Below are 26,251 nucleotides of genomic sequence, written 5' to 3'. Positions count from 1 at the left end.
TATGGGCTGTCGAGGGACATGCAAACAACCATTCCTTGGGTGATCGCGCTGCTCGCAGGCTTTGCCATGCTGGCATTCGCCGTGTACTGGGCCCTGCGTCGTCCGGCGCCCACCAGCAAGCCGCTACCAACCGAGTGGTCATTGACCGCCCGTCCGGTATTCAATGCCGAGGAGCGCCGGGTCTACCGCATGCTCAAGGAAGCCTTGCCCCACCACGTGATCCTGGCCAAGCTGCCACTGGTGCGCTTTTGCCAGCCGACCGAAGCGAGCGAGGTGCGCTATTGGTTTGAACTGCTGGGGGCAATTCATGTGACCTTCGCCATTTGCAGCCCGAACGGCCGCGTCTTGGCCGCCGTCGACCTGGACGGGGAGCGCAGCATCTCGAGCCGAAGCCTGCAAATCAAGCAGTCGGTGCTGGGCGCCTGCCGGGTGCGCTACCTGCGCTGCTCCATCGACAACCTGCCCAGCGCCGCGGAATTGCAGTTGCTTGTGCCCTATACCAATAGCAGCGCCCGCGGGCCACAACCGGCGCCAACACCGAGCGCAACGGCCGCAGCGCGCTCAGCCATTCAACGCGCGGCGGCACGCAGCGCGAACAGTGCCGGCGTGAAGAGCCCAGCCGGTCGCCACGGCCTCTGGCAGGACTCGGCGGTTTTCCACGACTCCTTCTTCGCGCCCGACAGCCGTTTTGATACCGCCGCCGGCAGTGAATTGCCACGAGCAGGGCGGCCCGCTGGCAGCAACAGCTTTCAAGGGCTGACTTCCTTTGTGGAGCCCATGAACGTGGACTCCCATTTCCCCGACGAAGCGCCGAACGACATCGTCGGCATGGTGGTGGACTCGCCACGTTACGGCGGACGCCTTCCGCGCTGAGATTTCTCTCGCAGCCCAGCGGCACCCATCTCCCCATCAAGCGACGCGCCAAGCGATACTGCGGCGCCGGACCGAACAAGGTCCGGCGCCGTTTTTCTTTTCTCCGCCCCCATGAACCCAGACCTGGACCGCAGCTTTGGCGCCCTGACACCCGAATTCATGCTGGATGCGCTCGACGCGGCCGGCCTGTTCGGCGACGGCCGCATGCTGCAACTGAACTCCTACGAAAACCGGGTGCTGCAAGTGCACCTGGAAGACGGTCGCATTGCCGTCGCCAAGTTCTATCGCCCCGGCCGCTGGAGCGATGCCCAGATCCTGGAAGAACACCAGTTCGCACGCGAGTTGGCCGAGGCCGAGGTGCCGGTCGCGGCGCCCTGGACGCTCAGCGATGCCAAAGCGCAGTTGAGACTGGCGGGCGCCCCGGCCACCTTGGCCCACTTTGGCGACCAGCGTTTTGCCGTCACACCGCGCCAAGGCGGCCGCGCGCCTGAGCTGGAAGATCGCGAGGTTTTGAGCTGGATCGGCCGCCTGCTCGGCCGCTTGCACAATGTCGGGCGCCAGCGCCCGTTTGAGCACCGTTTGAGCTGGGTCGGAGCACAACCGGGCCAAGTCGCTCGAACGTTGCTGCTCGACCTAGACTGCATTCCGATTGAAGTGCTGCCGGCCTGGGATGCCATGGTGCAAGCCTGCCTGGCCCGCATCCAGCAAAGCTTTGATGCCATCCCAGACTTGCAAACGCTGCGCCTGCACGGCGACTGCCACCCCGGCAACATCCTCTGGACACCCGACCACGGCCCGCACTTTGTCGATCTGGATGATGCGGTCACCGGCCCGGCGGTGCAGGACTTGTGGATGCTCCTGTCAGGCGACGAAGTGGCGGCGCGCCAGCAATTGATGTGGGTCTTGGACGGCTACGAGACCGTCGCCGAATTCGACCGTCGCGAGCTGAGCCTGATCGAACCCTTGCGCACCTTGCGCATGATTCATCACAGCGCCTGGCTGGCCAAGCGCTGGAACGACCCCGCCTTCCCGCTGGCCTTTCCTTGGTTCGGCAGCTCCAACTATTGGAACGACCAAGTCGCCAAACTGGGCGAACAACTGGAGGCCATGCGCCCCAAGGACGAACGGCCCTTGGACGACTTCCGCGACGATGAAGTGCAGTTCGACGAAGGCTTTAAGTAAATCAAAGACTCAGCTGACAGACAAAAGAAAAGCCCCGCCAGCGGCAACGCTGCGGGGCTTTCGCATTTAGACCGAAAGGACTTAGGCCAGCAGCATCGCGTTGACGCGCTTCACATAGGCCGCCGGATCTTCCAGATGGCCGCCTTCGGCCAGCACCGCCTGATCAAAGATCACGTTGGCCAAATCATCGAACTGCGTCGCGGCTTCCAGCTTCTTGACCAAGGCGTGCTCGGCGTTGATCTCCAGCGTCGGCAGCGAGGTCGGTGCGGCTTGGCCGGCTTGCTTCAACAGGCGGGCCAAATGGCCACTCATATCGCCCTCTTCCACCACGATACAGGCGGGCGAGTCGACCAAGCGGGTGGAGACGCGCACATCCTTGGCGCGCTCTTTCAGCGCTTCCTTCAGTCGGTCCAACAGGGGCTTGAAGGTTTCAGCCGCTTCTTCGGCCTTCTTCTTCTCGTTTTCGTCCTGCAGCTTGCCCAGGTCGATGGCACCCTTGGCTACCGACTGCAGGGGCTTGCCTTCGAACTCATACAGATGCGAGAGCATCCACTCGTCAACACGGTCGACCAGCAGCAACACCTCGATGCCCTTTTTGCGGAAGATTTCCAGCTGCGGGCTGTTCTTGGCGGCGCTGAGCGAGTCGGCGGTGATGTAGTAAATGGCTTCTTGGTCTTCCTTGGCGCGCTTCAGGTAGTCGACCAGCGAGACGCCTTCATCGGCGTGCGTCGAGGCAAAGCGCAAGAGCTTGGCCAAGCGTTCTTGGTTGGCATGGTCCTCGCCAACGCCTTCCTTCAAGACAGAACCAAAGTCCTTCCAGAAGTCGGCGTACTTGGCGCGCTCAGCGGCGTCTTCGCTATCCGCCAGTGATTCCAGCATGCCCAGCACGCGCTTGGTCGAACCTTCACGGATGGCCTTCACATCGCGGCTTTCCTGCAGCAGCTCGCGGCTGACGTTCAACGGAAGGTCGGCCGAGTCGATCACGCCCTTGACGAAGCGCAGGTAGACCGGCATCAACGCCTCGGCATCGTCCATGATGAAGACGCGCTTGACGTAGAGCTTCACACCACCGCGCTTGTCGCGGTTCCACAGGTCGAAGGGGGCCTTCTTGGGGATGTAGAGCAGCTGGGTGTACTCGCTGCGGCCTTCCACGCGGTTGTGGGTGTGGGCCAGCGGCGCTTCGGTGTCGTAGCTGATCTGCTTGTAGAACTCGTCGTACTGCTCTTGCGTGACTTCGCTCTTGGAGCGCGACCACAGGGCCGAGGCCTTGTTGACCGACTCCCACTCGTCTTTCATCACCTGCTTGGCGGCTTCAGCGTCCCACTCTTCCTTCTTCATCAGGATGGGCAGGGAGATGTGATCGGAGTACTTGCTGATGACGGACTTCAGGCGCCAGGTCTTGAGGAACTCGTCCTCGCCTTCGCGCAGATGCAGGATCACATCGGTGCCACGGCCGGCCTTGGTGATGGTCTCAACTTCATAGTCGCCGGTGCCTTCCGAGGTCCAGCGCACGCCGGCTTCGGCGGCCACGCCGGCACGGCGGGTTTCGACGGTGATGCGGTCAGCGACGATAAAGCCCGAGTAGAAGCCCACGCCGAACTGACCGATCAGGTTGGCGTCCTTTTTCTGGTCGCCTTCGAGCTTAGCCATGAATTCGCGGGTGCCGCTCTTGGCGATGGTGCCGAGGTGGGCAATCGCCTCTTCCTCGCTCATACCGATGCCGTTGTCGCTGATGGTGACGGTGCGGGCGGCTTCGTCGAAGGAAACGCGCACTTCCAGGTTCGGCGTGTCTTCAAACAGCGCGGCATTGTCCAGCGCCTCGAAGCGCAGCTTGTCGCAAGCGTCGGAGGCGTTGGACACCAACTCGCGCAGGAAGATTTCCTTGTTGGAATAGAGCGAATGGGTGACGAGGTGCAGGATCTGCTTGACCTCGGCCTGGAAGGCATGGGTTTGCTTTGTCATGTCTGAAGCTCTTCTCAAAAAACAAAATCGTCGATGGCGGGCGGCTTGCTCGGCTGAAAGCACCAGAGTCAAGGCCAACCCGGCCGACCTTGCGGTCGTGAGCACGATGTGGGGCCAAGTGGCGGGGCTTCAAGACCCCTGCCGCTACAAGGTGAAAAGCAGGGGCACTCAGCTGCGAAAATGCCGTCCATGAGTTCCCACGCCCAGTTACCCCAAGAGTCCCTCACCCCCAAGGCCCGCATCGTCCTGTACTGGATGGACCTGGCCGGCGTGGCCGTGTTTGCCATCAGCGGCGCCTTGGCGGCCATGCAGGCACGGCTCGATCTGTTTGGGGTCTTGGTCTTGGCCGCCATCACGGCCATCGGTGGCGGCACGCTGCGCGACCTGCTCTTGGGCCGCCACCCGATCTTCTGGATGAGCGACACCCGCTACATCAAGGTCATTGGGCTGACCGCCTTGTTCACCGCTTTGCTGGCCAATAGCTGGGGCCATTTGCTAGCCACCGGCAATGGCGCCCTGGTGATTGCCGACACCTTAGGGCTGGCCTTGTTTGCCCTGTGCGGTGCCGAGATTGCCGAAGAGGCCGGCAAGTCGCGCTTGGTGGTGGTGCTGCTGGGCACCATCACCGCCAGCGGCGGCGGCGTGATGCGCGATCTCTTGACCAGCCAAGTGCCCCTGCTGCTGCGGCGCGATATTTACGCCAGCGCCGCAATTGGCGGGATCGCTGGCTATCTGGCGCTGCGGGCCCTTGGTCTGCCGCGCCAAGCGGCTTTCATCGCCGGCATGCTGATGGTGGTCACCTTGCGCTTGGCCGCCCTGCACTATGGCTGGCAGCTACCCGCACCTCAGCTGCGGGCCTGAGCCGAGCTGAGCCTGCCTCAATAGGACAGCGTCCGCTTGGACACATCCACCCTCAGCAGCGCCTTACTCAAGGCTCCGCTGGTGGCGCGCGCATAGTCCAGCGCCCAGGCCGGATCGTCAAAAGCCACCGGCCCGGCCGCGGCAGCCACACCCAGGATCTTGTCAGCCAGCAAGACCTTGCCCGAGCCGCGCATCGGCTCGCACTCGTACTTGACGTACTGCTCGTCCAGCCATTGGCGCGAGGCCTCAAAGCTCAGGACTTCTTCTGCATCGACCGCCAAGTCAAACTGCTGCACCGGGCTGAAAACGACCTTCACTTCACTGCGCATCACGGGCCTTTCGAGAATGAACGCAGCCTGATTCTGGCGCAGAAATTGGCCGAGCGGCGCCTTGTCAAAAGCAAACGCTCAGCCCTGGCGGCGCCAGTCCTTAGGAACGCGTTGGATGTCCGGCCAAGATCTTCAGGAACGCGCCGCTTTGACCGCTGCGCTGAGCACCTCCAGCACCTCGAGAGAGTCATCCCAGCCCAAGCAAGCGTCGGTGATGCTCTTGCCGTACTCCAGCTTGCTGGCATCGTCCTTGCCCGGGGTGAACTTTTGCGCGCCGTCGTGCAGATGACTTTCCACCATCACGCCGAAGATGTTCTTGCCACCGGCCATGATCTGAGCACCGACGTCACGCGCCACTTCAACTTGCCGCAAATGTTGTTTGGAACTGTTGGCATGCGAGCAGTCCACCATCAGCGTGGTGTCCAGCTTGGCAGCGGCCAGGTCCTTGCAGGCCGCGGCTACGTTTTCGGTGTCGTAGTTGGGGGCCTTGCCGCCGCGCAAGATGACGTGGCAGTCTTTATTGCCCTTGGTTTCGACGATGGCCACCTGGCCGTTCTTGTGCACCGACAAGAAGTGGTGGGCGCGAGCCGCGGCCTGAATCGCATCGGTGGCGATCTTGATATTGCCGTCGGTGCCGTTCTTGAAGCCGATCGGTGCGGACAAGCCCGAGGCCAGCTCACGGTGCACCTGGCTCTCGGTCGTGCGCGCCCCGATGGCGCCCCAGGAGATCAGGTCGCCGATGTACTGCGGCGAGATCACATCCAGGAACTCCGAACCGGCCGGCATACCCAAGCGGTTGATCTCCAGCAGCAGCTGGCGTGCGATGCGCAGGCCTTCGTCGATGCGGTAGCTTTCGTCCAGATAGGGGTCGTTGATCAGGCCCTTCCAGCCCACCGTCGTGCGCGGCTTTTCGAAGTAGACCCGCATGACGATCTCCAGCGTGTCGGCGTACTTCTCGCGCTGCACCATCAGTCGGCGCGCGTACTCCAGCGCCGCTGAGGGGTCATGGATGGAGCAAGGGCCGATGATCACCAAAAGGCGGTCATCCTTGCGCTGCATGATTTTGCGGATGCTGTGGCGCGTGCTGGCAATCAGCTGCTCCATCGGTGTGCCACGGATCGGGAAGAAACGAATCAAATGCTCTGGCGGCGGCAGCGGCGTGATGTCGACGATGCGTTCGTCATCGGTCGCACTGGTCTTGTCCTCTTGCGAGTACCAGCGTTCGGCCTGAATCTCCGGTTTGGCGGACTTGGCATTCATGGGCGTAACTCTCACTTTCCGTGGTCTGGATTCGGTTTCAGATGAAGCAGCGCTCAGACGAAAAAAAAACCGCCGGGTGGTGGACCCGGCGGTTTCTAGAGATTTGTGCGCTTTGCTTGGTTTGCCTGCTTACGCTCTCGCCTCTCGGCCGCCGGTGCGGTTGGAGAACCAAAAAAAGCTAAAGAAATAGATCTTTGGCGAGTGCATGGCTTTGAATGTAGCACGCAGTTCTTGCAAGTCAGCGCGGCGCTGCGGCCTTGCAACAACAGTCTTGGCCGCGATCAGGCAGTGCCGCCGACGGTCAAACCGTCGATGCGCAAGGTCGGCTGACCCACACCCACCGGCACGCTCTGACCCTCTTTGCCGCAGACGCCAACGCCCGTGTCCAGTTGCATATCGTTGCCAATCATGCTGACGCGGGTGAGCGCCTCGGGACCGCTGCCAATGATGGTGGCGCCCTTGACCGGGTACTGGATTTGACCGTTCTCGACCCAGAAGGCTTCGCTGGCCGAGAAGACAAACTTGCCGGATGTGATATCCACTTGGCCGCCGCCAAAGTTGGTGGCGTAGATGCCCTTCTTGATGCTGGCGATGATTTCCTTCGGGTCTTTGTCGCCGCCCAACATATAGGTGTTGGTCATGCGTGGCATCGGCGTGTGGGCATAGCTTTCACGTCGGCCGTTGCCGGTCGGAGCCACCTTCATCAAGCGCGCGTTCATCGCGTCTTGGATATAGCCCTTTAAGATGCCGTCCTCGATCAGCACATTGCGCTGCGAGGCACAGCCCTCGTCGTCCACATTGAGCGATCCGCGGCGATCCGGCAAGGTGCCGTCGTCCAAGACCGTCACGCCCTTGGCGGCCACGCGTTGGCCGATGCGGCCGGCAAAGGCACTCGAGCCCTTGCGGTTGAAATCACCCTCCAGACCATGGCCAACCGCTTCATGCAAGAGCACGCCGGGCCAGCCGGGGCCGAGTACCACGGTCATCTCGCCGGCCGGAGCCGGGCGCGATTCCAGATTGGTCAGTGCCGCGTTGACGGCCTGGTCCACATAGCTGGCAATCATTTCATCGGTGAAATAAGCCAGACCGAAACGGCCACCACCACCGCCGCTACCGACCTCGCGCCGCCCATTGCTCTCGGCAATCACCGTCACACTCAAGCGCACCAGCGGGCGCACATCGGCGGCCAAAGTGCCATCAGCGCGGGCCACCAGCACCACGTCGTGCTCAGCAGCCAAACCGGCCATCACTTGGGCCACGCGTGGATCTTTGGCGCGCGCCATGCGTTCGGTACGCTCGAGCAGGGCAACCTTTTCGGTACTGTCCAGGCTGGCAATCGGATCGGCCGCGCCATAAAGCGAGCGACTGGCCGACACGACCGGATTGCTCGGCACCTTGACCCGGCGACTTTGACCGGCGGCGGCAATGGCACGCACCGTCAAGGCGGCATCGATGATGGCTGCTTCGGAAATATCGTCGGAGTAGGCGAAGGCCGTTTTCTCGCCCGCTACGGCGCGCACTCCCACGCCCTGGTCGATGCTGAAACTGCCGCTTTTCACAATGCCCTCTTCCAGGCTCCAACCCTCGGCGCGGGTGGTCTGAAAGTAAAGGTCGGCGTCGTCAACGCGGTGTTCGGTGATCAATCGCAGGGCTTTGGTCAGCACCGCCTCAGTCAGGCCATAGGGCTCCAGCAACTGGCTGCGGGCCGCCACCAGGCGGGCAAGAGTAGGTTCGCGCGAAATCATGCGAGCCATTGTAGGAGCGGCGGCGCCAAAGCGCTGGCGCTTCGCCATCCATGGACTGACGCAGCGCCAATACGTCCGCCAAACCTCTACTTCATGATGCGAACGCCTCGGCCAGGGCATCAAACACCAACCGCAGTCGGGGTGTATCCCGCAGCTCTCGGTGCGCGGTCAACCACATGGGCAAGGCCGGGATCTGGATCTCCGGCAAGACCGCTTGCAACGCCGGGTCCCGCGCGGCCAAGGCCCTGGCTCCGACCGCCAAGCCCATGCCGGCCCGCATCGACTCCCACACCACCACTTGGTTGTCGCAGCGGAAGCCGAAAAAATCGGGCTGGATCACAAAGCCGGCCGCCGCAAACCCCCGCAACATTTGGTCATTGCGGTCATAGCCCAGCCATTGATGCGTGAGGACATTGCCCATAGTCGGCACCCCGTGCCGCGCCAGATAGTCGGTATGCGCAAACACGCCCACCGGCCATTCCCCCAATTTGCGTGCCACCAGCGTCGGCTGCTCGGGTCGCACCATGCGCAAAGCGATATCGGCGCTGCGTTCCAACAAGTTCTCCACCTCGTTGCTGGCCACCAGTTCGATCTGGATCTCTGGGTGCCGTTGGCGCAAATCACTCAGCACCGAGGGCAGGAAATAAGCGCAGACGATTTCGCTGGCCGTCAGGCGCACCGTGCCGGCCAAAGACTGGTCTTGGGCGGACAAGGCCAGCGCCAGCTCCTGCGCACCCTCCCGCATGCGCTGGGCGGCAGGCAACAGGGCCTGGCCGGCGGGCGTGAGGCTCAAGCCCCGCGCATGGCGCTCAAACAAGCTCTGCCCTAAAGCCGCCTCCAGCGCCGCCAGCTGACGGCTGAGCGTGGGCTGGCTTTGGCCCAGGACGGGCGCCGCTCGATTCAGCGAGCCCGTTTCGGCCAGGACAAGGAAAGTTTGCAACAAAGACCAATCAAGTGAATTCGCGCGCATCAGCTATTCAAACATGAATGACCGCAATACAAAACCGTGACTTCCGAAGACCTCGCTGAAACCAGACACTGAGTTCATCGACAGCAGCACACAAGGAAACCCAAACATGCGCAACACCGTGTTGATCCTAGGCGCCGCGGGCCGGCTCGGGACGAGCCTGGTACTCGCCTTTGCCAGCGCGGGCTGGCAAGTAATTGCCCAAGCCCGCAAGCCACTGCCCAGCGCCATTGCGACCCTGACCCATGTGCGCGCGCTGACTTGTGATGCACACGACCGCCCCGCCTTGTTGGCCGGTGGCCAGGGCGCTCAGGTCGTCATCAACGCCCTGAATCCGCCCTATACCGAGTGGAATACCTTGCTGCTGCCGCTGGCCGAGGTGGCGCAAGACACCGCCCTGGCCCTGAATGCCCTGCTGATGCTGCCCGGCAATGTCTACAACTTCGGCCACGAGCTGCCTGAGCTGCTGCTCGAGCAAAGCGGCACGCCCGAACAGGGCAACACCGCGAAGGCCCGGCTGCGCATTGAACAAGAGGCCCGCATGGCCGCTGCCGCCCCGCGGCTGCGATCGGTGGTGCTGCGTGCCGGCGACTTTTTTGGCGGCATCGGTCAGGGTTCATGGTTTGACCTGGCTCTGGCCAGTCGCATCCGAAAAGGCCAGGTCGTGCACCCCGGCCCGCTGAATGTGCCGCATGCCTGGGCCTATCTGCCGGACCTGGCGCAGTGCTTTGTGCGTGTGGCCGAGCGCCATGCGCAACTGACCGGACACCAACGCTTGCACTTCAGCGGCCACACGGTCGAGGGTCAGGTCTTGCATCAAGCCCTGGAACAAGCCTGGGGCCGCCCCCTGAAGGTGAGTCACTTGCCATGGCTGATGATTCGCCTCGGCTCGCCCTTCATCGCCAGCTGGCGCGCCATCGCCGAGATGCGTTATCTATGGCTGAAGCCGCATCGTTTGGACGACACCGAGTTGCGCCGGCTGATTGGCGAGCCCCCGCTCACACCGCTAGTCGAGGCAATGCGCGGCAGCCTTGCGGCCCTGGGGCTGGCCGGCCCGAAAGCCGCCATCGCAAGCGAGGCCTTGGCATGAGCGGCCCGGTGTTGCGCGAGCGCCTGACGGCTCGCTTGGACGGCGACTATGTGGTCTTCTTGATTGGCATGCGCATCAACAAGCCTTGGCTGATCCACAAATGGTGGCCGGTGGCCAATGCCATGCCGCGCATGCTGAATGAGCTGAAGTCCCAGCCCGATTCAGGCCTTCTGCACGCCGAGATGTGGTTCTCTCGCACCGTCATTCAGGTGCAGTACTGGCGCTCGATGGCGCAACTGCTGGCCTACGCCAAGGACCGGCAGGCCCAGCACCTACCCGCTTGGGCGGCCTTCAACAAGGCGGTCGGTACCGATGGCACGGTCGGCATCTGGCATGAAACCTACGCCGTCCGACCGGGCTGCTCAGAGAGCGTCTACGTCAATATGCCGGCCTTCGGGCTGGGGCGGGCCGGCGAATTGGTGCCGGCCAAGGGCCGCCTAGCGACGGCCGTGCAACGCCTGGCGGCGGACCAATCCAGCGAAGACCGCCAAGCAAGCCATCCGGCACCGCGGAACGAAGCGCCTTAACGAGAGTGCAACTTCACAAACTGTTACGCAGACCGACGTCATCCGGCTGCACCGAGTCGGGCGTTGAACCTGCAACGCGACGCTGAGGGCGCCAAGCTCGCCCTCAGATCGCGCCCCGGCATTCTCGCCAGCACTCTGAAAAAGGATGAAAGTCTATGCACCCGATCGCACGCAGCCTCACCGTTTTGGCCCTTGCCGCAATCAGCAGCTTCGCCCAGGCCGGCACCCAGACGCCCAATATTGATCAGCGTGAAGCCAAGCAGCAGGCCCGCATTGCCGAAGGCGCCGGTTCGGGCGCCCTGACGGCCAAGGAAACCCAACATTTGGAACGCGAACAAGCCCGCATCAACACGGTCGAAGCGAAGGCCAAGGCCGATGGCCAGGTGACCCGCAAGGAGCGCCAAAAGCTGCATGCGATGCAAGACAAAGCCAGCCACGACATCCAGCATGCCAAACACAATGGCAAGGTCGCCGGGCAATAAACCTGCGGCATAGGTCTGCCGTTCGCGCCGGGCACTAGCGCCAGACACCCGCAGTGAAGCCCGCTTCGCGATCAGTCGGAGCGGGCTTTCTTTTGCGCCAGCGCCCATTCATACAAAGCATTGCGCGGCGCGCCGCTGATCTCGGCCGCCAGGCTGACAGCCTGCTTCAAAGGCAACTCGGCCAGCAGCAGACCCAAGACCCGCAAGGCTTCGGCCGGCAAGTCGGCCTCGGCCGCTGACTGGGCTTTTTGCGCATGCAAGACCAGCACAAACTCGCCGCGTTCGCGCTGCGCATCGGCCGCCAACCAAGCCGGCAAGCTCGCGGCCGCGGCGCTGTGAACGGTCTCAAACTGCTTGGTCAATTCCCGGCAGACGGTCACCGTTTGCATCGGGCAAAGCTCGGCCAGCAACTCGATCAAGGCCTTGATCCGATGCGGCGCCTCAAACAGCACCTGGCTGCGCGGGCTGCCGCACAGGGCCTGCAAGGCGCTGCGGCGCTCGGCCGCCTTGGTCGGCAAGAAGCCGGCAAAGGCAAAGCCATCGGCCGCCACATCGCCCGCCACACTCAGCGCCGTCACCGTGCTGCTGGCCCCAGGCAGCGGGAATACACGCAGACCGGCCTTGGCCACGGCCGCCACCAGCACCGCCCCAGGGTCCGAAATCGCTGGCGTGCCCGCGTCACTGATATAGGCAATGCGCTCGCCCGACTGCAGCCTCGCAATCAAGGCTTCGCTGGCTTCATATTCATTGTGCTGATGCAGCTTGATCAGGGGCTTGTGCAGGCCCAGATGCCGCAACAGCCCGGCACTGACGCGGGTGTCCTCGCAGGCCACCGCATCAACCAAGCCCAGCACATGCACCGCACGCAGCGTGATGTCGGCCAGATTGCCGATCGGCGTGGCCACCACATACAGCGTGGCTGCGGGATACTGCTGAGCACCGGCCGCAGCGGCGGCCGCCTGCATCAGCAGGGAGGCGTCGGCAATGTTGTTCAAAAAGGGTTCTCCCAAACTGCTTGGATCGGCGGCAGAAGACCGAGCGCTGCAATATCTGCAGCAACAAGGCCTGCGCCTGGTGGAGCGCAATTATCGGGTCGCGGCCGGCCCGCGCGCGCGCGCCGGCGAAGTGGACTTGATTCTGCGCGACCCCCGCGACGGCAGTCTGGTGTTTTGCGAGGTCAGGGCGCGCACCGACCGCTCCCACGGCGGCGCGGCCGCCAGTGTCGGCATTGCCAAGCAAAGACGGCTGATCTACGCGGCCCAGCACTACCTCTTGCGCCACGCCAGCCCGCCGCCCTGCCGCTTCGATGTGGTGGCCATCGACGGCGCAGACATCGAGTGGATTCCGGCCGCCTTCGAGGCCAGCTGAGCCCGATGGCTGCGCTTAAAACGAGCGGAGCCAGCGCTGAACTATGATTCCGCCCCATGCTTGAGCAACGCATCCAACAACAATTCTTCGAGAGCGCCGACCTGTTCTACCAGGTCGCCGAGAACCTTTCGCGCCCGGTTTCTTCGGCCGCCCAGATGCTGATGGACGGCATCACCAGCGGCGGGCGCGTGCTGTGCTGCGGCTTCGGTCAGTCGGCGCTGGACGCGGTCTATATGGCGGCCCTGCTGGTCGGCCGCTTCGAGCAAGACCGCCCCGGGCTGGCCGCTTGGAGCCTCGATGCCCAGGCCCACGGCAGCAACGCTGAAGAGGCTTTGACCCGCCAGGTGCAGGCGCACGGCCACCCCGGCGACCTGCTGCTGGTGTTTGATGCCATGCCCACCTTGAGCCCCGCCTGGCAAGCGGTGCTGGCCGCCGCTCATGCGCAAGACATGAGTGTGATCGCCATCACCGGCGGGCTGCAGGACGAGATGCGCACGCTGCTGCGCGACACCGATGTACAAATTCGAGTGCAGCACAGCCGCGCCGCCCGGGTGGCCGAGGCGCAACGCCTGTTGGCCCATTGCCTATGCGATGCGGTCGATGTGCAACTTTTGGGCGCCAGCGAGTAAACCGACTCGCGATACCCCTTCTCTGGACGACAGGAAAACAGGATAGATATGACTTTGCAAACCTCCAAGACCGCTCGCCCCCAGCGTGGCCTGATGCTGGCAGCGGCGCTGGCCGCGGCCTTTGTCAGCAGCGCCTGCGCGCCCTTGGTCATTGGTGGCGCCATGGTGGGCGGGGCCTTGGTGGCCACCGACCGGCGTACCTCCGGCACCCAGGTGGAAGACAAGGGTATCGAGGTCAAGGCCTCTTCTCGCATCAAGGGCCAGATCAGCGACAACGCCCACGTGACCGTCAGCAGCTATAACCGCCTGGTTCTGCTGACCGGCGAAGTGCCGAATGAAGCCGATCGCGCCAAGCTGGAAAGCATCGTCAGCGGGGTTGAAAACGTTCGCAGCGTCTTGAACGAGACCGCGGTGATGCCGGCCTCATCGCTGGGCAGCCGCTCCAATGACGTGCTGATTTCCAGCAAGGTCAAGGCCAGCCTGCTGGATGCCCCGGAGTTGATTTCGAACGCCTTCTACGTGGTGGTCGAGCGCGGCACCGTGTTCCTGATGGGTCGCGTGACCGAACGTGAAGCGACACGCGCCGCAACGATCGCACGCAGCATCAGCGGCGTGCAAAAAGTCGTGCGGGCCTTCGACATCATCAGCGAAGAAGAGCTGGCGCGCATCGTGCCCGCCCCCGCATCAACACCCAAACCTGCCGCCGAGTGATGGCGCCGACGGCTTGGCTCAGCCAAGCCGTTTGATCAGGCTGGACGTATCCAGCCGGCCGCCACCGGTGGCTTGCACATCGGCATAGAACTGGTCCACCACTGCCGTCACCGGCAGGCGCGCGCCATTGCGGCGCGCCTCATCGAGCACCAGGCCCAGGTCTTTGCGCATCCAGTCGACTGCAAAGCCGAAGTTGAACTGGCCGTCCACCATGGTCTTGCCACGGTTGTCCATCTGCCAGCTCTGCGCCGCGCCTTTGCCGATGACATCCAGCACCTGTTTCATGTCCAGGCCGGCCTTGCCACCGAAGGCAATCGCCTCGGCCAGGCCCTGTACCAAGCCGGCGATGCAGATTTGATTGACCATCTTGGCCAATTGGCCGGCACCCGATTCGCCGACCCGGGTGACCGCCTTGGCGAAGGCCAGGGTCACGGGCTGAATCTGAGCAAAAGGACCGGCGTCACCGCCGCACATCACCGTCAACGCGCCATTGACCGCACCGGCCTGACCACCTGAAACCGGGGCATCAACAAAGTGCAAGCCAAGCGCCCGCGCCGCCGCGTGCAATTCGCGCGCCACCTCGGCCGAGGCCGTGGTGTGGTCGACAAACACCGCGCCCGCCTTCATGCCGGCGAAGGCGCCGTCAGCGGCCCGCAGGCCGCCGTCCATGGCCCGGCCCAGCACCACCGCGCGCAAGTCATCGTCATTGCCCACGCAGGCAAACACAATGTCAGCGCCCGCCGCTGCTTCGGCAGGCGTCGCAGCTGAACTGCCACCGTACTCGCTCACCCACGCCGCAGCCTTGCTCGCCGTGCGGTTGTAGACCGTCACCGCATGGCCGGCGCGCTGCAAATGCCCGGCCATCGGATAGCCCATCACACCCAGGCCCAGAAAGGCCACCTTAACGGGCGCGATCGCTTCGTAGGTTCTTGTCGTCATAGCAAAAGGTTCTCAAACAATCGTGAAATGCTCGGTGCCGGAGGACAGGTCCTCCGAACGCGCCCGCTCGCTATTGAGCTTGATCTGCAGGCGCAGGTCATTGAGCGAGTCGGCATTGCGCAGCGCGTCTTCATAGCTGACCTTGCCCACCTCATAAAGATCGAACAAAGCCTGGTCAAAGGTCTGCATGCCCTGCTCACGCGAACGCTTCATGATCTCCTTGATCTCACCCACCTCGCCCTTGAAGATCAGGTCCGAAATCAGCGGCGAATTCAGCATGATCTCCACCGCCGCCACACGACCCTTGCCCTCGCGCCGCGGCAATAGCCGCTGCGACACCAAGGCACGCAGATTCAGCGACAAGTCCATCAGCAACTGACTGCGGCGCTCCTCCGGGAAGAAGTTGATGATGCGATCAAGTGCTTGGTTAGCACTGTTAGCATGCAGCGTGGCCATACAGAGGTGGCCGGTTTCGGCAAAGGCGACCGCGTGCTCCATGGTCTCGCGATCCCGCACCTCACCCATGAGGATCACATCTGGCGCCTGGCGCAAGGTGTTCTTCAGGGCCTGATCCCAGCTGTCGGTGTCGATACCGACCTCACGCTGGGTCACGATGCAATTCTTGTGCGGATGCACGAACTCAATCGGGTCTTCAATCGTGATGATGTGGCCGTAGGTGGTGCTGTTGCGCTCATCGATCATGGCCGCCAAGGAAGTGCTCTTGCCCGAGCCGGTGGCACCCACGACGATCACCAGCCCGCGCTTGGCCTGCACCACCTGCCGCAGCACCGGTGGCAGGTCCAGCGAAGCAATGGTCGGCACATCGGCCGGAATCGTCCGCAACACCAGCCCGACCGAGCCCTGCTGAATGAAGGCATTGGCGCGAAAACGCCCGACGCCCTGCGGCGAAATGGCGAAATTGCATTCTTTGCTGCGCTCGAATTCGGCCGCCTGCTTGTCGTTCATGATGGCCCGCGCCAGTTGCAGCGTGTGCTGGCCAGTCAGCGGCTGCGGCGAGACCTTGGTGACCTTGCCATCCACCTTGATGGCGGGCGGGAAGTCGGCCGTGAGGAACAGGTCCGAGCCCTTGCGCGAAATCATCAGCCGCAGCAAGTCGTTGATGAATTTGGTGGCCTGATCGCGTTCCATGGCTGTTGTTCCCTAAACGACTGTTTGAATAAAGCGGCGCCAATGTACGGGGCAAACAGGCTGTTCAATCGCCCGAAAAGAGCGTCCCCGATCAGCCAGGGAAGTTTTCCGGGAACTTGGCCTTGGAGCGCGCTTCGGCGGGCGAGATGATGTTGCGGCGCACCAGGTCGGTCAGATTCTGGTCCAAGGTCTGCATGCCCTGGCTGTTGCCCGTCTGGATGGCCGAATACATCTGCGCCACCTTGTTCTCACGGATCAAGTTGCGGATGGCCGAATTGCCCAGCATGATTTCATGCGCGGCGACACGGCCCGAGCCATCCTTCAACTTGCACAGGCTTTGCGAGATCACCGCCACCAGCGACTCCGACACCATCGCCCGCACCATCTCTTTTTCGGCCGCGGGGAAGACATCCACGATACGGTCCACCGTCTTGGCGGCGGAGCTGGTGTGCAAGGTGCCAAACACCAAGTGACCGGTTTCCGCCGCGGTCAGGGCCAGGCGAATTGTTTCCAGGTCGCGCATTTCGCCGACCAGCACCGCGTCCGGGTCTTCGCGCAGCGCCGACTTCAGCGCATTCGCAAAGCTCATCGTGTGCGGCCCAACCTCGCGCTGATTGATCAGGCTCTTCTTGGACTCATGCACAAACTCGATCGGGTCCTCGATGGTGAGGATGTGGCCGTACTCGTTTTCATTCAGGTGGTTGACCATGCCGGCCAAGGTGGTCGACTTGCCCGAGCCGGTGGGCCCGGTGACCAACACCAAACCACGCGGCCGCAGCGCCAACTCGGCAAAGATCTTCGGCGCATTCAACTGCTCCAGGGACAGGATCTTGCTCGGAATGGTCCGGAACACCGCACCCGCGCCGCGGTTTTGATTGAAGGCATTGACCCGGAAACGCGCCAAGCCCTGAATCTCGAAGGAGAAGTCGACTTCCAAGGACTCCTCGTAGATCTTGCGCTGCGAGTCGTTCATGATGTCGTACACCATGTCGTGCACGTCCTTGTGCTCGAGCGCCTCGACATTGATGCGACGCACATCGCCATGCACACGAATCATCGGCGGCAGGCCGGCCGACAGGTGCAGGTCGGAGGCCTTGTTCTTGACCGAGAATGCCAACAGTTGAGTAATGTCCATAGGTGGGGCAAAAAAGCTGAAGGCCATTATGGCGACGATCGCAGAGAACATACAAGAACAGCACAAACGGATCGCCGCAGCCTGCGGCCAGGCCGGCCGAGCCGTGCAAAGTGTCACATTGCTGGTAGTCTCCAAGACCTTCCCCGGCGCGGCCGTGCGCGAGGCTTTTGCGGCCGGCGAGCACCGTTTTGGTGAGAACTATGTACAAGAGGGGCTGGACAAGATTGCCGAGTTGGCTGACCTGCGCAGCCAACTGGAATGGCATTTGATCGGGCCACTGCAAAGCAACAAAACCCGGCCGGTCGCCGAGACCTTTGACTGGGTGCACAGCGTGGACCGACTGAAGACGGCGCAGCGCCTGTCCGAGCAACGGCCGGCCCATTTGCCGCCGCTGAATATCTGCCTGCAAGTGAACATCAGCGGCGAAGCCAGCAAGAGCGGGCTGGCGCCGGCCGAAGTGGCAGCGCTGGCGCGGACCGTGAGCGCCTTACCGCGGCTGCGGCTACGCGGGCTGATGGCGATTCCAGAGCCGGCCGCTGACCTTGAATCTCAGCGGCTTCCGCACCGCGCCCTGGCCAACTTGTTGCAAACCTTGAACAGGGAGTTGGGCTTGAGCCTGGACACCCTGTCGATGGGCATGAGTGCCGACCTGGAAGCCGCCATCGCCGAGGGCGCAAGCCTGGTGCGGGTCGGCTCGGCCATCTTCGGCTCGCGTCGACCGGCATGAGCTTCTGGCGGGGACTGCTGTTCGCCACCGGCCTGCTGGGCTGGATCGTGCCGGCTGCGTCGGCACCGGTCGCGGCCAAATTCGAAGACACGATCGCGCAGCGCGCCAAGGCCTGCACGCTATGCCATGGCAAGGAAGGGCGTGCCGCCGCCGATGGCTATTACCCGCGCTTGGCCGGCAAACCGGCGGGCTATCTTTACAAACAGTTGCTCAATTTCCGCGACGGCCGGCGCGACTACGGCTTGATGAGCGAGCTGATCGCGCCTTTGAGCGATGCCTACTTGCAAGAACTGGCCGGCTATTTTTCGCAGCTGAGCCTGCCCTATGCGCCGGCCCAGCCGCCCGGCTTGCCCGCCGAAGCCTTGAACACCGGCAAGCAACTGGTGCTGCACGGCGACCCGGCGCGCAAGCTGCCAGCCTGCGTGCAGTGTCATGGTCAAGCGCTGGCCGGTGTGCAGCCCTTCATCCCCGGCCTGCTGGGCCTGCCTCGTGACTACCTGAACGGCCAACTCGGCGCCTGGCGCAGCGGCCAGCGCCGCGCCGTGGCTCCCGACTGCATGGCACAGATCGCCAAGCAGCTGCAGCCCGCCGAGATCAACGCCATCTCACATTGGCTGGCGGCCCAAGATCCGCCCTCGGGCCTCAAGCCCGCCCCCAGCCTGCCCGCGCCACTCCCACTCGACTGCGGAGGTCTGCAATGAAGCAGCGCCAGCGCGGGGCTTGGACTTGGGCACTCGGTGGACTGCTGGGCTTGTTCGCCGTGGCGAGCTTGGCGGTGTATGGGCTGAATCATCTCGACGAAGGCTCAACCCCCAGCGACGAACCGCAGGCCAGCGCCAGCCTGATTGAACGCGGCGCCTATCTGGCGCGCGCCGGCAACTGTCAGGGCTGCCATACGCAGCGCGGCGGCGCGCCCTATGCCGGCGGGCGCGCCATCCCCACGCCCTTCGGCAGTGTCTTCACGCCCAACCTGACCCCCGATGACAAAACCGGTCTCGGTCAATGGCGTGCCGACGACTTCTGGCGCGCCTTGCACCATGGGCGCGGCAAAGATGGGCGCCTGCTGACCCCGGCCTTCCCCTATACCAATTACAGCCTGGTCACGCGCGCCGACGCCGACGCGCTCTACTTCTACCTGCGCAGTCTGCCGGCCGTGGCACAGCCCAATTTGGACCATGAGCTGCGTTTCCCCTACAACACGCAGGCGGCCCTGGCCGTCTGGCGGGCGCTGTACTTTCGCCCGGCGGTGTTTACGGCTGACCCCAGTCGCAGCGCGAGTTGGAACCGTGGCGCCTATTTGAGCCAAGGCCTCGGCCACTGCAATGCCTGCCACGCCAGCCGCAACAGCTTGGGTGCCACCGTCGGTCTCAATGACTTTTCAGGCAATATGTTGGAAGGCCTTGGCTGGTACGCGCCCTCGCTGCACAGCGCGGCGCAGGCCGGCGTCGCCAACTGGGACCGCCAAGCCTTGAGCAGCTGGCTAAAGACCGGCCGCAACAGCCGTGCCAGCGCGCAGGGGCCCATGGCCGAGGTGATTCAGGGCAGCACCCAATACCTGAGCCCGGACGATCTGAACGCCATGGCCGAGTACCTGCAAGGCTTGCCGCAACACCCCGAGGCAGCCGGCGTCCGCCAACGGCCCGAGTTGAAACTGCGCGAGATGGGCCAAGCGCTCTACGGCGAACACTGCGCCAGCTGCCACGGCGAGCAAGGCGCGGGCGTAGCCGGCGCCTACCCGGCCCTGGCCGGCAACCGCGCGGTCTTGATGGCGCACCCCGCCAATCTGCTGCGCATCATCCAACGCGGCGGCTTTGCGCCGGCCACAACGGACAACCCGCGCCCCTTCGGCATGCCGCCCTTCGCCGGCGTGCTGGACGACACCCAACAGGCCGCCGTCGCCAGCTTTGTGCGCAATGCCTGGGGCAATCAGCCCGCTGGCGCCGCGGATGTGCGCCCGGTCGATGTGCTGCGGCTGAAGGCGCGCCGGGTCGACTAGCAAACCAGGTCGCCCCGGCAATTGGCGCGCGCACTTCGGCAAGCCCCCATCCGGGGGATTTCCCGCGCGCTTGCTGCGCAATTGTTCACGCCCGCCCCGAACTCCACTTGCGCATTGAAGCCCAGCAGGGCCGACACTTCGAGCACGCCTTTCGAACGGGCCGAATGTCCTCAGCGGCTCCAGTGAGCCGAAATTACTGAGGCCTGACAGCCCGCCGAGAAAAGCGCGACTTACATCACGGCGTTTTGCGAAATAGCAGAAAACCCCGATCAAGAAACTAATGATGAGAACCGAAAGCCAAGCAGGCGTTTTACGGCGCCAGTGTCAGCACCGCGCCGCGACATCGGAGCTTGCTTGCTGCCACCCCCAAGAACAATCCTTGACGAGGGATATCGAGACATGAATTTTTTGACACAGCTGCGCATCAGCCAGCGTCTGGCCGTCAGCTACGGTCTGCTCATCTTGTTGTTGATCGCGATCGGCAGCTACGGCGCATCAACCGCCAACCGTTTGGCCAAGGACTTGGATCAGACGGCCAACTCCAGCCTGGTCAAGATCGCTTCGGCCAATGCGCTGGAAGGCCAGGTCAACGTGATTGCCCGCGCTTCGCGTGACCTGCTGCTGCTCGACGAGGCTCGCCAAATCAAGAAGCAAAACGCCGCCATCGAAGGCGCGCTGCAAGAATCCGAAAAGCAGTTGAGCAGCCTCGAAGGCAAGGTCGACGGCGACAAGGAAAAAGACCTGGTCGCTCAAGTCCGCGCCGCCGAACTCAAGTTCATCGCCTCGGTGGCCAAGTTCCAAAAGGTGCAAAAGGATGGCAGCCCCGATGAGGCGCGCGAAAGCCTGATCACCGATGTGCGCCCGGCCCAGCAGGCCTACCAAGACGGACTCAAGGGCCTGGTGGACATGCAATTCGACAATGCCCGCACGCTGGCCGTTGAAGGCGGCGAAATGGCACGCTCCTCGATTCTGCTGACCGCCGGCCTGGTGCTGGTGGCGGCGGTGATCGGCCTCGGCGGTGGTTTCGTGATTGCCCGCTCTATCGTGCTGCCGGCCCAGAAGGCACAGCAGGCCGCAGAAGCCATCAGCGCCGGCGATCTGACCCAAGACATTCACGTCGAAGGCTCGGACGAATTGGCCCAGATGCTGAAGGCCATGCAGGACATGCAGCGCGCACTGTCCGGTGTGGTTAGCAGCGTCAGCGACGCCGCCGGCGAGGTGGCCCAAAACTCGAACGACATCGCCGACAGCAATGTCGACCTGTCCGACCGCACCGCACGCTCGGCAGCCAGCTTGCAAAACACCGCCGCTTCGGTGGAACAGATCGCCGCCAACCTGAACGGCGCCAGCGACCTAACCCGCCGCGCCGCCGGCATCGCCACCAAGGCCCGCCAATCGGCGCAGGCCGGTGGCACGGTGGTGGCCAAGGTGGTGGACACGATGGAAGAAATCAGCGCCAGCTCGAAGAAGATCGGCGACATCATCGGCGTCATCGACGGCATCGCCTTCCAGACCAATATCCTGGCCTTGAATGCAGCGGTGGAAGCAGCCCGTGCCGGTGAGCATGGCCGCGGCTTCGCGGTGGTGGCCTCGGAAGTGCGCGCGCTGGCCTCTCGCTCGGCTGCCGCCGCCAAGGAAATCAAGGTCTTGATCCAGGAGTCCTCGGTCAAGGTTGAAAACGGCACCAGCCTGGTCAACAACGCCGGCATCACCATCCGCAGCGTGGTGGACGAGGTCAACAATATGGGCCAGCTGATCGAGGAAATCTCGCACTCGGCCCATGAACAGGCCGCCGGTGTCGGCGTGGTCAATAACGCCATGAACGAACTCGATCGCACCACCCAGCAAAACACCACCTTGGTGGACGACCTGGGTCGTTCGACCGACGCGCTGAAGTCCAGTTCCTCACGTCTGCTCGAAGCTGTGGGCTTCTTCCGCGCAGCCGGCGCCAACGCCTGATTTACTTTTCAGATTCTTTCCTCCCCTCGTATTTTTTTCGAAACATGCACTCCATGAGCAACACCACTCCTTCCCTGTCCCGCCTGCTGCGTTCGGCTGCCTTCCTGTGCGGCGCTCTGGCCGTGGCCTTCAGCGCCCACGCCGCCGCCCCGAAGATCCTGAAGAAGGTGCCGCCCGAGTTCCCGCCCGAGGCGAGCAAGCAGTCGATCTCCAGCGGCACGGTCAAGGCCAAGATGGCCATCGATGCAGATGGCTCGGTCACCGGCGTTGACATCATCGAAGCGCAGCCGCGCAAGGTCTTTGACAAGGCCGTCACCCGCGCGCTGATGGACTGGCGCTTTGAGGCCAGCGGCGAAAAGCAATCGCACGAAGTCAAGCTGGTGTTCAGCAACGAAGACTGATCGCGAGACAGCGTCTTGGCCGCGGCGGCTACGAGCAGCCCGGCCAAGCATCAGTCAAACGGTTCCGCAAGGGCCCGCCGGAGACACGCGTCCCGGCGGGCCTTTTGTTATGGCAACACAGGGCAGGCATTTCGGCGATTAAACTTCCGCCCATGCCCTCCATCGCTTCGATGTCATCGCTGGCTTGGCTCCGGACCTTGGTCTGGATCATCGCCCTGGCCCTGCCCCTGCAGGCCCAGGCGCGCATGGCCATGCTGGGCTGCGGAGCGGCCTCGAATTTGGTGTCTAGCTCGGCGCATGGGCTTGGTGCCCTCCCGCATGCTGAGCATGACCATCAGGCCATGCTGGCCCAGCAAGATGGGCATGCGCTTGGGCGTGGGCACCATCAAGTGCATCAGACCCAGGACAAGGCCCAGGCTGAGACGCCCTCGCTGGATGAGACCGCCACACACCACGCTTGCAGCGCTTGCGCGACCTGTTGCCTGGGCATGGCCCTGCCCTGCGCCACGCTGAACTTGGTCCCATCGTTTGGCGCGGCGGTTTTTTCCGCCAGCCCCGAGCCGGCCAGCCTGGCTGTGGTGACGGCCACCCTGGAGCGCCCGCCCAGGGCCCTTCTGCAGCGCTAACACGCCCCATCGACGCAGCCCACTTCTCGTGCGCCTGCGTCACGCCTCTGCACCCCATTGCTGACAATGGGGCCGCCGACCCCTCCGATGAAGAGGATTCCATGAATTTCTGCAATGCATTTCTGCAGCCTCGCCCCTGCGCGCCTCACGCTGCGCGATCGGCGCTGCTGGGCCTGTTGCTGTCCAGCAGCTTGATATTCGGCCCTGCGGCCTGGGCGCAGGCCGGCAGCAGCAAGCTGGCCACAACTCCCGCAACAGCCAACCCCGCCGAGCCCGCAGCGCCCATCGAAGCAGCCCGCGCGCCCAAAGCGCTGCAACACTACAAACCCTCAAAGCTCGATGCACCGGTGAGCGACTGGTCGGCCGCCAATCGACGCGTTCACGAAGCGGGCGGCTGGCGGGCCTATGCCAAAGAAGCAGCCGCTGCAAAACCAGCCTCGGCTCCGAGCGGCCACTCGCATGCCCATCACGGAGAGACCCCATGACGCCGCGCTCGTTTGACGCCGCCCCGGCCCAGCGCAGCCGTATCGCCAGCGCCGCCCTGCTCAGCCTGACGCTGCTGGCCGGCTGCGCCAGCCTGAACCCGCAGGCCCGCTTCGAGCCTATCCAGGCTCAAACCCAGACCCTGCTCAAACAGGATCTGCAATGGGCTCGTACGCCCGAGCAACGTGCAGCCCTGGATGCCCGCGTGGCGGAACTGCTCGCCACGCCGCTGACGGTCGATCGCGCGGTTCAAGTCGCCTTGCTGAACCACCGCGGTCTGCAAGCCCAGCTGCACCAACTGGGCATTGCCGATGCGGCCTTGGTGCAGGCCACCCGGCTGCCCAATCCGGGCTTCAGCCTGGGCCGACTCAAGCGCGGCGATGAGTTGGAGATCGAGCGCGGTCTGCACTTCAATCTGATGAGTCTGCTGACCAGCAGCACACGCGGCCGCGTGGCCGAGCTGGACGCACAGCTGCTGCAGCGCGAGCTCGGGCAACAGGTGCTGAAGGTCGCGGCCGATGCCCGCCGCGCCTATTGGATGGCCCTGGCCGCGCAGCAGCTTCAACAGTACAGCCAACAGGTGATGGAAGCGGCCGAGGCCGGCGCCGACCTGGCACAACGCATGGCCGCCGTCGGCAATTTGAGCAAGCTGAAGCAGGCGCGCGAACAGAGCTTTTATGCCGATGCCGCACTGGGTCTTGCGCATGCCGAGATTGAAACGCTGGCGCGTCGCGAAGCCTTGGTTCGAGCTCTAGGCCTGTGGGGCCCACAGCTGGCGCGGCTGACGCTGCCCGAGCGCCTGCCCGATCTGCCCGCCCAGGCGATCGATCGTCCGGAGGTGGAGCGCCTGGCCATCCAACAACGCTTGGATGTGCAAGAGGCCAAGAAAGCGGCCGAGGCCAGCGCCGCGCAGATGGGCCTGAGCCGCAGCACCCGCTTCATCAATGTGCTGGAGCTCGGCTGGGTCAGCAACCGCAGCAACCATGACCCCACCCAGACCGGCTTCGAGCTGAGCCTGGAGTTGCCGCTGTTCGACTGGGGCGAGGCCCGTGTCGCGCATGCGGAGGCGCGCTATATGCAGGCACTGGAACGCACCGCGCATGTGGCCATCACCGCCCGCTCCGAAGCCCGCGAGGCCTATGCGCAGTACCGCTCGGCCTTCGACATTGCGCGCCATTACCGCGACGAGGTGGTACCGCTGCGCAAACGCATCTCGGATGAAAACCTGCTGCTCTACAACGGCATGTTCATCGGCACCTTTGAGTTGCTGGCCGATGCCAGGGCACAGATCAGCGCCGTGGCCGCCGCCATTGCCGCGCAGCGTGACTTCTTTGTCGCCGAAGCCGACCTGAATCAGGCCTTGCTGGGCCCTTTGACCGCCGCAGCCAGCAGCGCCGCCCCCATGTCCACCGCCGCTGAAGCCAGCGGCGGCCATTGAAAGAAAGCACCATGGTTTCCCGTCGCAATCTTTTCTTAGGCGCCAGCGCGGTGGCCGCGGCCAGCGTGTCACGCGTCGCCTTGAGCGCCATTCCCGAAGCGGTGCAGCATGGCAGCGCCGACACCGCGCCGCCGCTCGTGCCGCCAAACGGCCGCCCCTACAACCCGGTCGTCACCCTCAATGGCTGGACCCTGCCCTGGCGCATGAACGCCGGCGTCAAGGAGTTCCACCTGGTGGCCGAGCCGGTGGTGCGCGAAATGACCCCCGGCTTCAGCGCGCATCTGTGGGGCTATAACGGCCAGTCGCCCGGCCCCACCATCGAGGTGGTGGAAGGCGACCGGGTGCGCATCTATGTCAGCAACCGCCTGCCCGAACACACCAGCGTGCATTGGCATGGCCAGCGCTTGCCGAACGGCATGGACGGCGTCTCGGGCCTGACGCAGCCGGCCATCAAACCGGGCCAAACCTTCGTCTACGAGTTCACCGCGCGTCGCCCCGGCACCTTTATGTACCACCCGCATGCGGACGAGATGACGCAGATGGCCATGGGCATGATGGGTATGTGGATCACCCACCCCAAGCAACGCAATCACCCGCAGATTGCCGAGGTGCAGCGCGACTTCTGCTTCCTGCTGGCCAGCTATGACGTCGAGCCCGGCAGTTACACGCCCAAGCCGATGACGATGACGGACTTCAACCTCTGGACCTGGAACAGCCGCATCTTCCCCGGCATCGATTCGCTGAACGTGCGCCATGGCGACCGGGTACGACTGCGGGTCGGCAATCTGACCATGACCAACCACCCTATCCATCTGCATGGCCATGAGTTTGAAGTCACCGGCACCGACGGCGGCCCTGTGCCCAAGAGCGCCCGCTGGCCCGAGGTGACCACCGATGTGGCGGTCGGGCAAATGCGGCAGATCGAGTTCATCGCCGACGAGGAAGGCGACTGGGCGCTGCACTGCCACAAGAGCCATCACACCATGAATGCCATGGGGCACAACGTGCCGAACTTGATCGGCGTGGATCACCGCGGCCTGGCCGCCAAGATCACCCGGTTGATTCCCGACTACATGGTGATGGGCGAGCGCGGCATGGCCGATATGGCCGAGATGGAAATGCCCTTGCCCGACAACACCGCGCCGATGATGACAGGCACCGGGCCCTATGGCGGGCTGGAGATGGGCGGCATGTTCAGCGTCTTGAAGGTGCGGCGCGATCAAAAACCGGGTGACTACAGCGACCCCGGTTGGTGGGCCGAGCGAGTGCCGAAGGGCAGCGTGGCCCGCCTTTACGAGGGCGCCTTGCCTGCAGCGCCACAACCGCAAGCCCCCGCTGACGCCAGCGCCAAAACGGCAGGCGCCGAAGTGACAGTACGCAAGCCGGGCGCACATCAGCATGGGAGCCACTGA

Annotated in this window: 27 protein-coding genes; 18 read left to right on the top strand and 9 right to left on the bottom strand. The window is 63.8% G+C overall.

Annotation, left to right across the window (positions count from 1 at the left end; translation table 11 throughout):
- Nucleotides 1-18: 18 nt before the first annotated feature.
- Both WG899_RS12385 and WG899_RS12380 read left to right on the top strand, forming a co-directional pair.
- A complete protein-coding gene (locus tag WG899_RS12385; RefSeq protein WP_339595965.1) occupies nt 19-873 on the top strand; it encodes a DUF2726 domain-containing protein in 855 nt (284 codons plus the stop codon).
- 111 nt (nt 874-984) lie between these two features.
- Complete coding sequence (locus tag WG899_RS12380) at nt 985-2,055, top strand: serine/threonine protein kinase (RefSeq protein ID WP_339595964.1); 1,071 nt, start codon at nt 985-987, stop codon at nt 2,053-2,055.
- An 81-nt stretch (nt 2,056-2,136) separates the two neighbouring features.
- Here WG899_RS12380 and htpG read toward each other — a convergent pair whose 3' ends face one another.
- Entirely contained in the window at nt 2,137-4,017 is a 1,881-nt protein-coding gene (gene htpG / locus WG899_RS12375; protein WP_339595963.1) for a molecular chaperone HtpG, read from the bottom strand.
- Between the two features lie 189 nt (nt 4,018-4,206).
- Between htpG and WG899_RS12370 the strand changes: the two genes are divergently transcribed.
- On the top strand, nt 4,207-4,878 hold the full coding sequence (locus WG899_RS12370; RefSeq protein WP_339595962.1) for a trimeric intracellular cation channel family protein: 672 nt from the start codon (nt 4,207-4,209) through the stop codon (nt 4,876-4,878).
- A gap of 17 nt (nt 4,879-4,895) precedes the next feature.
- Here the strand turns inward: WG899_RS12370 and WG899_RS12365 are convergent, their stop codons facing one another.
- The 4 genes from WG899_RS12365 to WG899_RS12350 all read right to left on the bottom strand — a co-directional run bounded on the left by WG899_RS12365 (nt 4,896) and on the right by WG899_RS12350 (nt 9,152).
- The gene (locus tag WG899_RS12365) at nt 4,896-5,207 is read right to left on the bottom strand and encodes a hypothetical protein (protein WP_339595961.1); all 312 of its coding nucleotides are present in this window, start codon (nt 5,205-5,207) and stop codon (nt 4,896-4,898) included.
- A gap of 132 nt (nt 5,208-5,339) precedes the next feature.
- Nucleotides 5,340-6,467 (bottom strand): 3-deoxy-7-phosphoheptulonate synthase, encoded by a 1,128-nt coding sequence (locus tag WG899_RS12360; RefSeq protein ID WP_339595960.1) that lies wholly within the window; start codon nt 6,465-6,467, stop codon nt 5,340-5,342.
- Nucleotides 6,468-6,748: 281 nt separating this feature from the next.
- The gene (gene tldD, locus WG899_RS12355) at nt 6,749-8,212 is read right to left on the bottom strand and encodes a metalloprotease TldD (RefSeq protein WP_339595959.1); all 1,464 of its coding nucleotides are present in this window, start codon (nt 8,210-8,212) and stop codon (nt 6,749-6,751) included.
- A gap of 91 nt (nt 8,213-8,303) precedes the next feature.
- Nucleotides 8,304-9,152, bottom strand: a complete 849-nt coding sequence (locus tag WG899_RS12350; RefSeq protein ID WP_339595958.1) for a LysR family transcriptional regulator — start codon at nt 9,150-9,152, stop codon at nt 8,304-8,306.
- A 136-nt stretch (nt 9,153-9,288) separates the two neighbouring features.
- Here WG899_RS12350 and WG899_RS12345 point away from each other — a divergent pair, with 136 nt between their 5' ends.
- The 3 genes from WG899_RS12345 (at nt 9,289) to WG899_RS12335 (ending at nt 11,278) form a co-directional block, all read left to right on the top strand.
- Nucleotides 9,289-10,269: an NmrA family NAD(P)-binding protein gene (locus WG899_RS12345; protein WP_339595957.1), complete on the top strand. Its 981-nt coding sequence runs from the start codon at nt 9,289-9,291 to the stop codon at nt 10,267-10,269.
- Complete coding sequence (locus WG899_RS12340) at nt 10,266-10,796, top strand: DUF4188 domain-containing protein (RefSeq protein WP_339595956.1); 531 nt, start codon at nt 10,266-10,268, stop codon at nt 10,794-10,796. Before WG899_RS12345 ends, WG899_RS12340 begins: the two co-directional genes overlap by 4 nt.
- A gap of 155 nt (nt 10,797-10,951) precedes the next feature.
- On the top strand, nt 10,952-11,278 hold the full coding sequence (locus WG899_RS12335) for a BAR domain-containing protein (protein ID WP_339595955.1): 327 nt from the start codon (nt 10,952-10,954) through the stop codon (nt 11,276-11,278).
- Nucleotides 11,279-11,349: 71 nt separating this feature from the next.
- Here the strand turns inward: WG899_RS12335 and rsmI are convergent, their stop codons facing one another.
- On the bottom strand, nt 11,350-12,273 hold the full coding sequence (gene rsmI / locus WG899_RS12330) for a 16S rRNA (cytidine(1402)-2'-O)-methyltransferase (protein WP_339595954.1): 924 nt from the start codon (nt 12,271-12,273) through the stop codon (nt 11,350-11,352).
- Here rsmI and WG899_RS12325 point away from each other — a divergent pair.
- Genes WG899_RS12325 through WG899_RS12315 form a run of 3 tightly spaced genes read left to right on the top strand, consistent with a single transcriptional unit; the run spans nt 12,263 to nt 13,986 of the window.
- A complete protein-coding gene (locus WG899_RS12325) occupies nt 12,263-12,646 on the top strand; it encodes a YraN family protein (protein ID WP_339595953.1) in 384 nt (127 codons plus the stop codon). The genes rsmI and WG899_RS12325 overlap by 11 nt on opposite strands.
- A gap of 56 nt (nt 12,647-12,702) precedes the next feature.
- A complete protein-coding gene (locus WG899_RS12320; protein WP_339595952.1) occupies nt 12,703-13,275 on the top strand; it encodes an SIS domain-containing protein in 573 nt (190 codons plus the stop codon).
- 48 nt (nt 13,276-13,323) lie between these two features.
- Complete coding sequence (locus tag WG899_RS12315) at nt 13,324-13,986, top strand: BON domain-containing protein (RefSeq protein ID WP_339595951.1); 663 nt, start codon at nt 13,324-13,326, stop codon at nt 13,984-13,986.
- A gap of 18 nt (nt 13,987-14,004) precedes the next feature.
- On the opposite strand, the gene WG899_RS12310 is transcribed toward WG899_RS12315, so the two are convergent.
- The 3 genes from WG899_RS12310 to WG899_RS12300 form a co-directional block, all read right to left on the bottom strand.
- Nucleotides 14,005-14,925 carry an NAD(P)-dependent oxidoreductase gene (locus WG899_RS12310; RefSeq protein WP_339595950.1) on the bottom strand — a complete coding sequence of 307 codons (921 nt, stop codon included), beginning with the start codon at nt 14,923-14,925 and terminating at the stop codon, nt 14,005-14,007.
- Nucleotides 14,926-14,937: 12 nt separating this feature from the next.
- Entirely contained in the window at nt 14,938-16,074 is a 1,137-nt protein-coding gene (locus tag WG899_RS12305) for a PilT/PilU family type 4a pilus ATPase (RefSeq protein ID WP_339595949.1), read from the bottom strand.
- Nucleotides 16,075-16,165: 91 nt separating this feature from the next.
- A complete protein-coding gene (locus tag WG899_RS12300) occupies nt 16,166-17,209 on the bottom strand; it encodes a type IV pilus twitching motility protein PilT (protein ID WP_339595948.1) in 1,044 nt (347 codons plus the stop codon).
- 28 nt (nt 17,210-17,237) lie between these two features.
- Between WG899_RS12300 and WG899_RS12295 the strand changes: the two genes are divergently transcribed.
- The 9 genes from WG899_RS12295 (at nt 17,238) to WG899_RS12255 (ending at nt 26,251) form a co-directional block, all read left to right on the top strand.
- Complete coding sequence (locus WG899_RS12295) at nt 17,238-17,936, top strand: YggS family pyridoxal phosphate-dependent enzyme (protein WP_339595947.1); 699 nt, start codon at nt 17,238-17,240, stop codon at nt 17,934-17,936.
- Nucleotides 17,933-18,637 carry a c-type cytochrome gene (locus WG899_RS12290; RefSeq protein WP_339595946.1) on the top strand — a complete coding sequence of 235 codons (705 nt, stop codon included), beginning with the start codon at nt 17,933-17,935 and terminating at the stop codon, nt 18,635-18,637. Before WG899_RS12295 ends, WG899_RS12290 begins: the two co-directional genes overlap by 4 nt.
- Nucleotides 18,634-19,932 (top strand): c-type cytochrome, encoded by a 1,299-nt coding sequence (locus WG899_RS12285; protein ID WP_339595945.1) that lies wholly within the window; start codon nt 18,634-18,636, stop codon nt 19,930-19,932. The genes WG899_RS12290 and WG899_RS12285 overlap by 4 nt, the downstream gene beginning before the upstream one ends.
- Before the next feature lie 399 nt (nt 19,933-20,331).
- Complete coding sequence (locus WG899_RS12280; RefSeq protein WP_339595944.1) at nt 20,332-21,891, top strand: methyl-accepting chemotaxis protein; 1,560 nt, start codon at nt 20,332-20,334, stop codon at nt 21,889-21,891.
- A gap of 53 nt (nt 21,892-21,944) precedes the next feature.
- Nucleotides 21,945-22,292: a TonB family protein gene (locus WG899_RS12275; protein ID WP_339595943.1), complete on the top strand. Its 348-nt coding sequence runs from the start codon at nt 21,945-21,947 to the stop codon at nt 22,290-22,292.
- A 152-nt stretch (nt 22,293-22,444) separates the two neighbouring features.
- Entirely contained in the window at nt 22,445-22,918 is a 474-nt protein-coding gene (locus WG899_RS12270; RefSeq protein WP_339595942.1) for a hypothetical protein, read from the top strand.
- A 101-nt stretch (nt 22,919-23,019) separates the two neighbouring features.
- On the top strand, nt 23,020-23,403 hold the full coding sequence (locus tag WG899_RS12265; RefSeq protein ID WP_339595941.1) for a hypothetical protein: 384 nt from the start codon (nt 23,020-23,022) through the stop codon (nt 23,401-23,403).
- A complete protein-coding gene (locus tag WG899_RS12260; RefSeq protein WP_339595940.1) occupies nt 23,400-24,839 on the top strand; it encodes a TolC family protein in 1,440 nt (479 codons plus the stop codon). The genes WG899_RS12265 and WG899_RS12260 overlap by 4 nt, the downstream gene beginning before the upstream one ends.
- Before the next feature lie 11 nt (nt 24,840-24,850).
- A complete protein-coding gene (locus WG899_RS12255) occupies nt 24,851-26,251 on the top strand; it encodes a multicopper oxidase family protein (RefSeq protein ID WP_339595939.1) in 1,401 nt (466 codons plus the stop codon).

The organism is Paucibacter hankyongi (assembly GCF_037482915.1).
Taxonomy (GTDB): domain Bacteria; phylum Pseudomonadota; class Gammaproteobacteria; order Burkholderiales; family Burkholderiaceae_C; genus Paucibacter_A; species Paucibacter_A hankyongi.
Note: the sequence above shows the minus strand (reverse complement) of the source record. Positions and strands in the feature narration are given on the sequence as shown.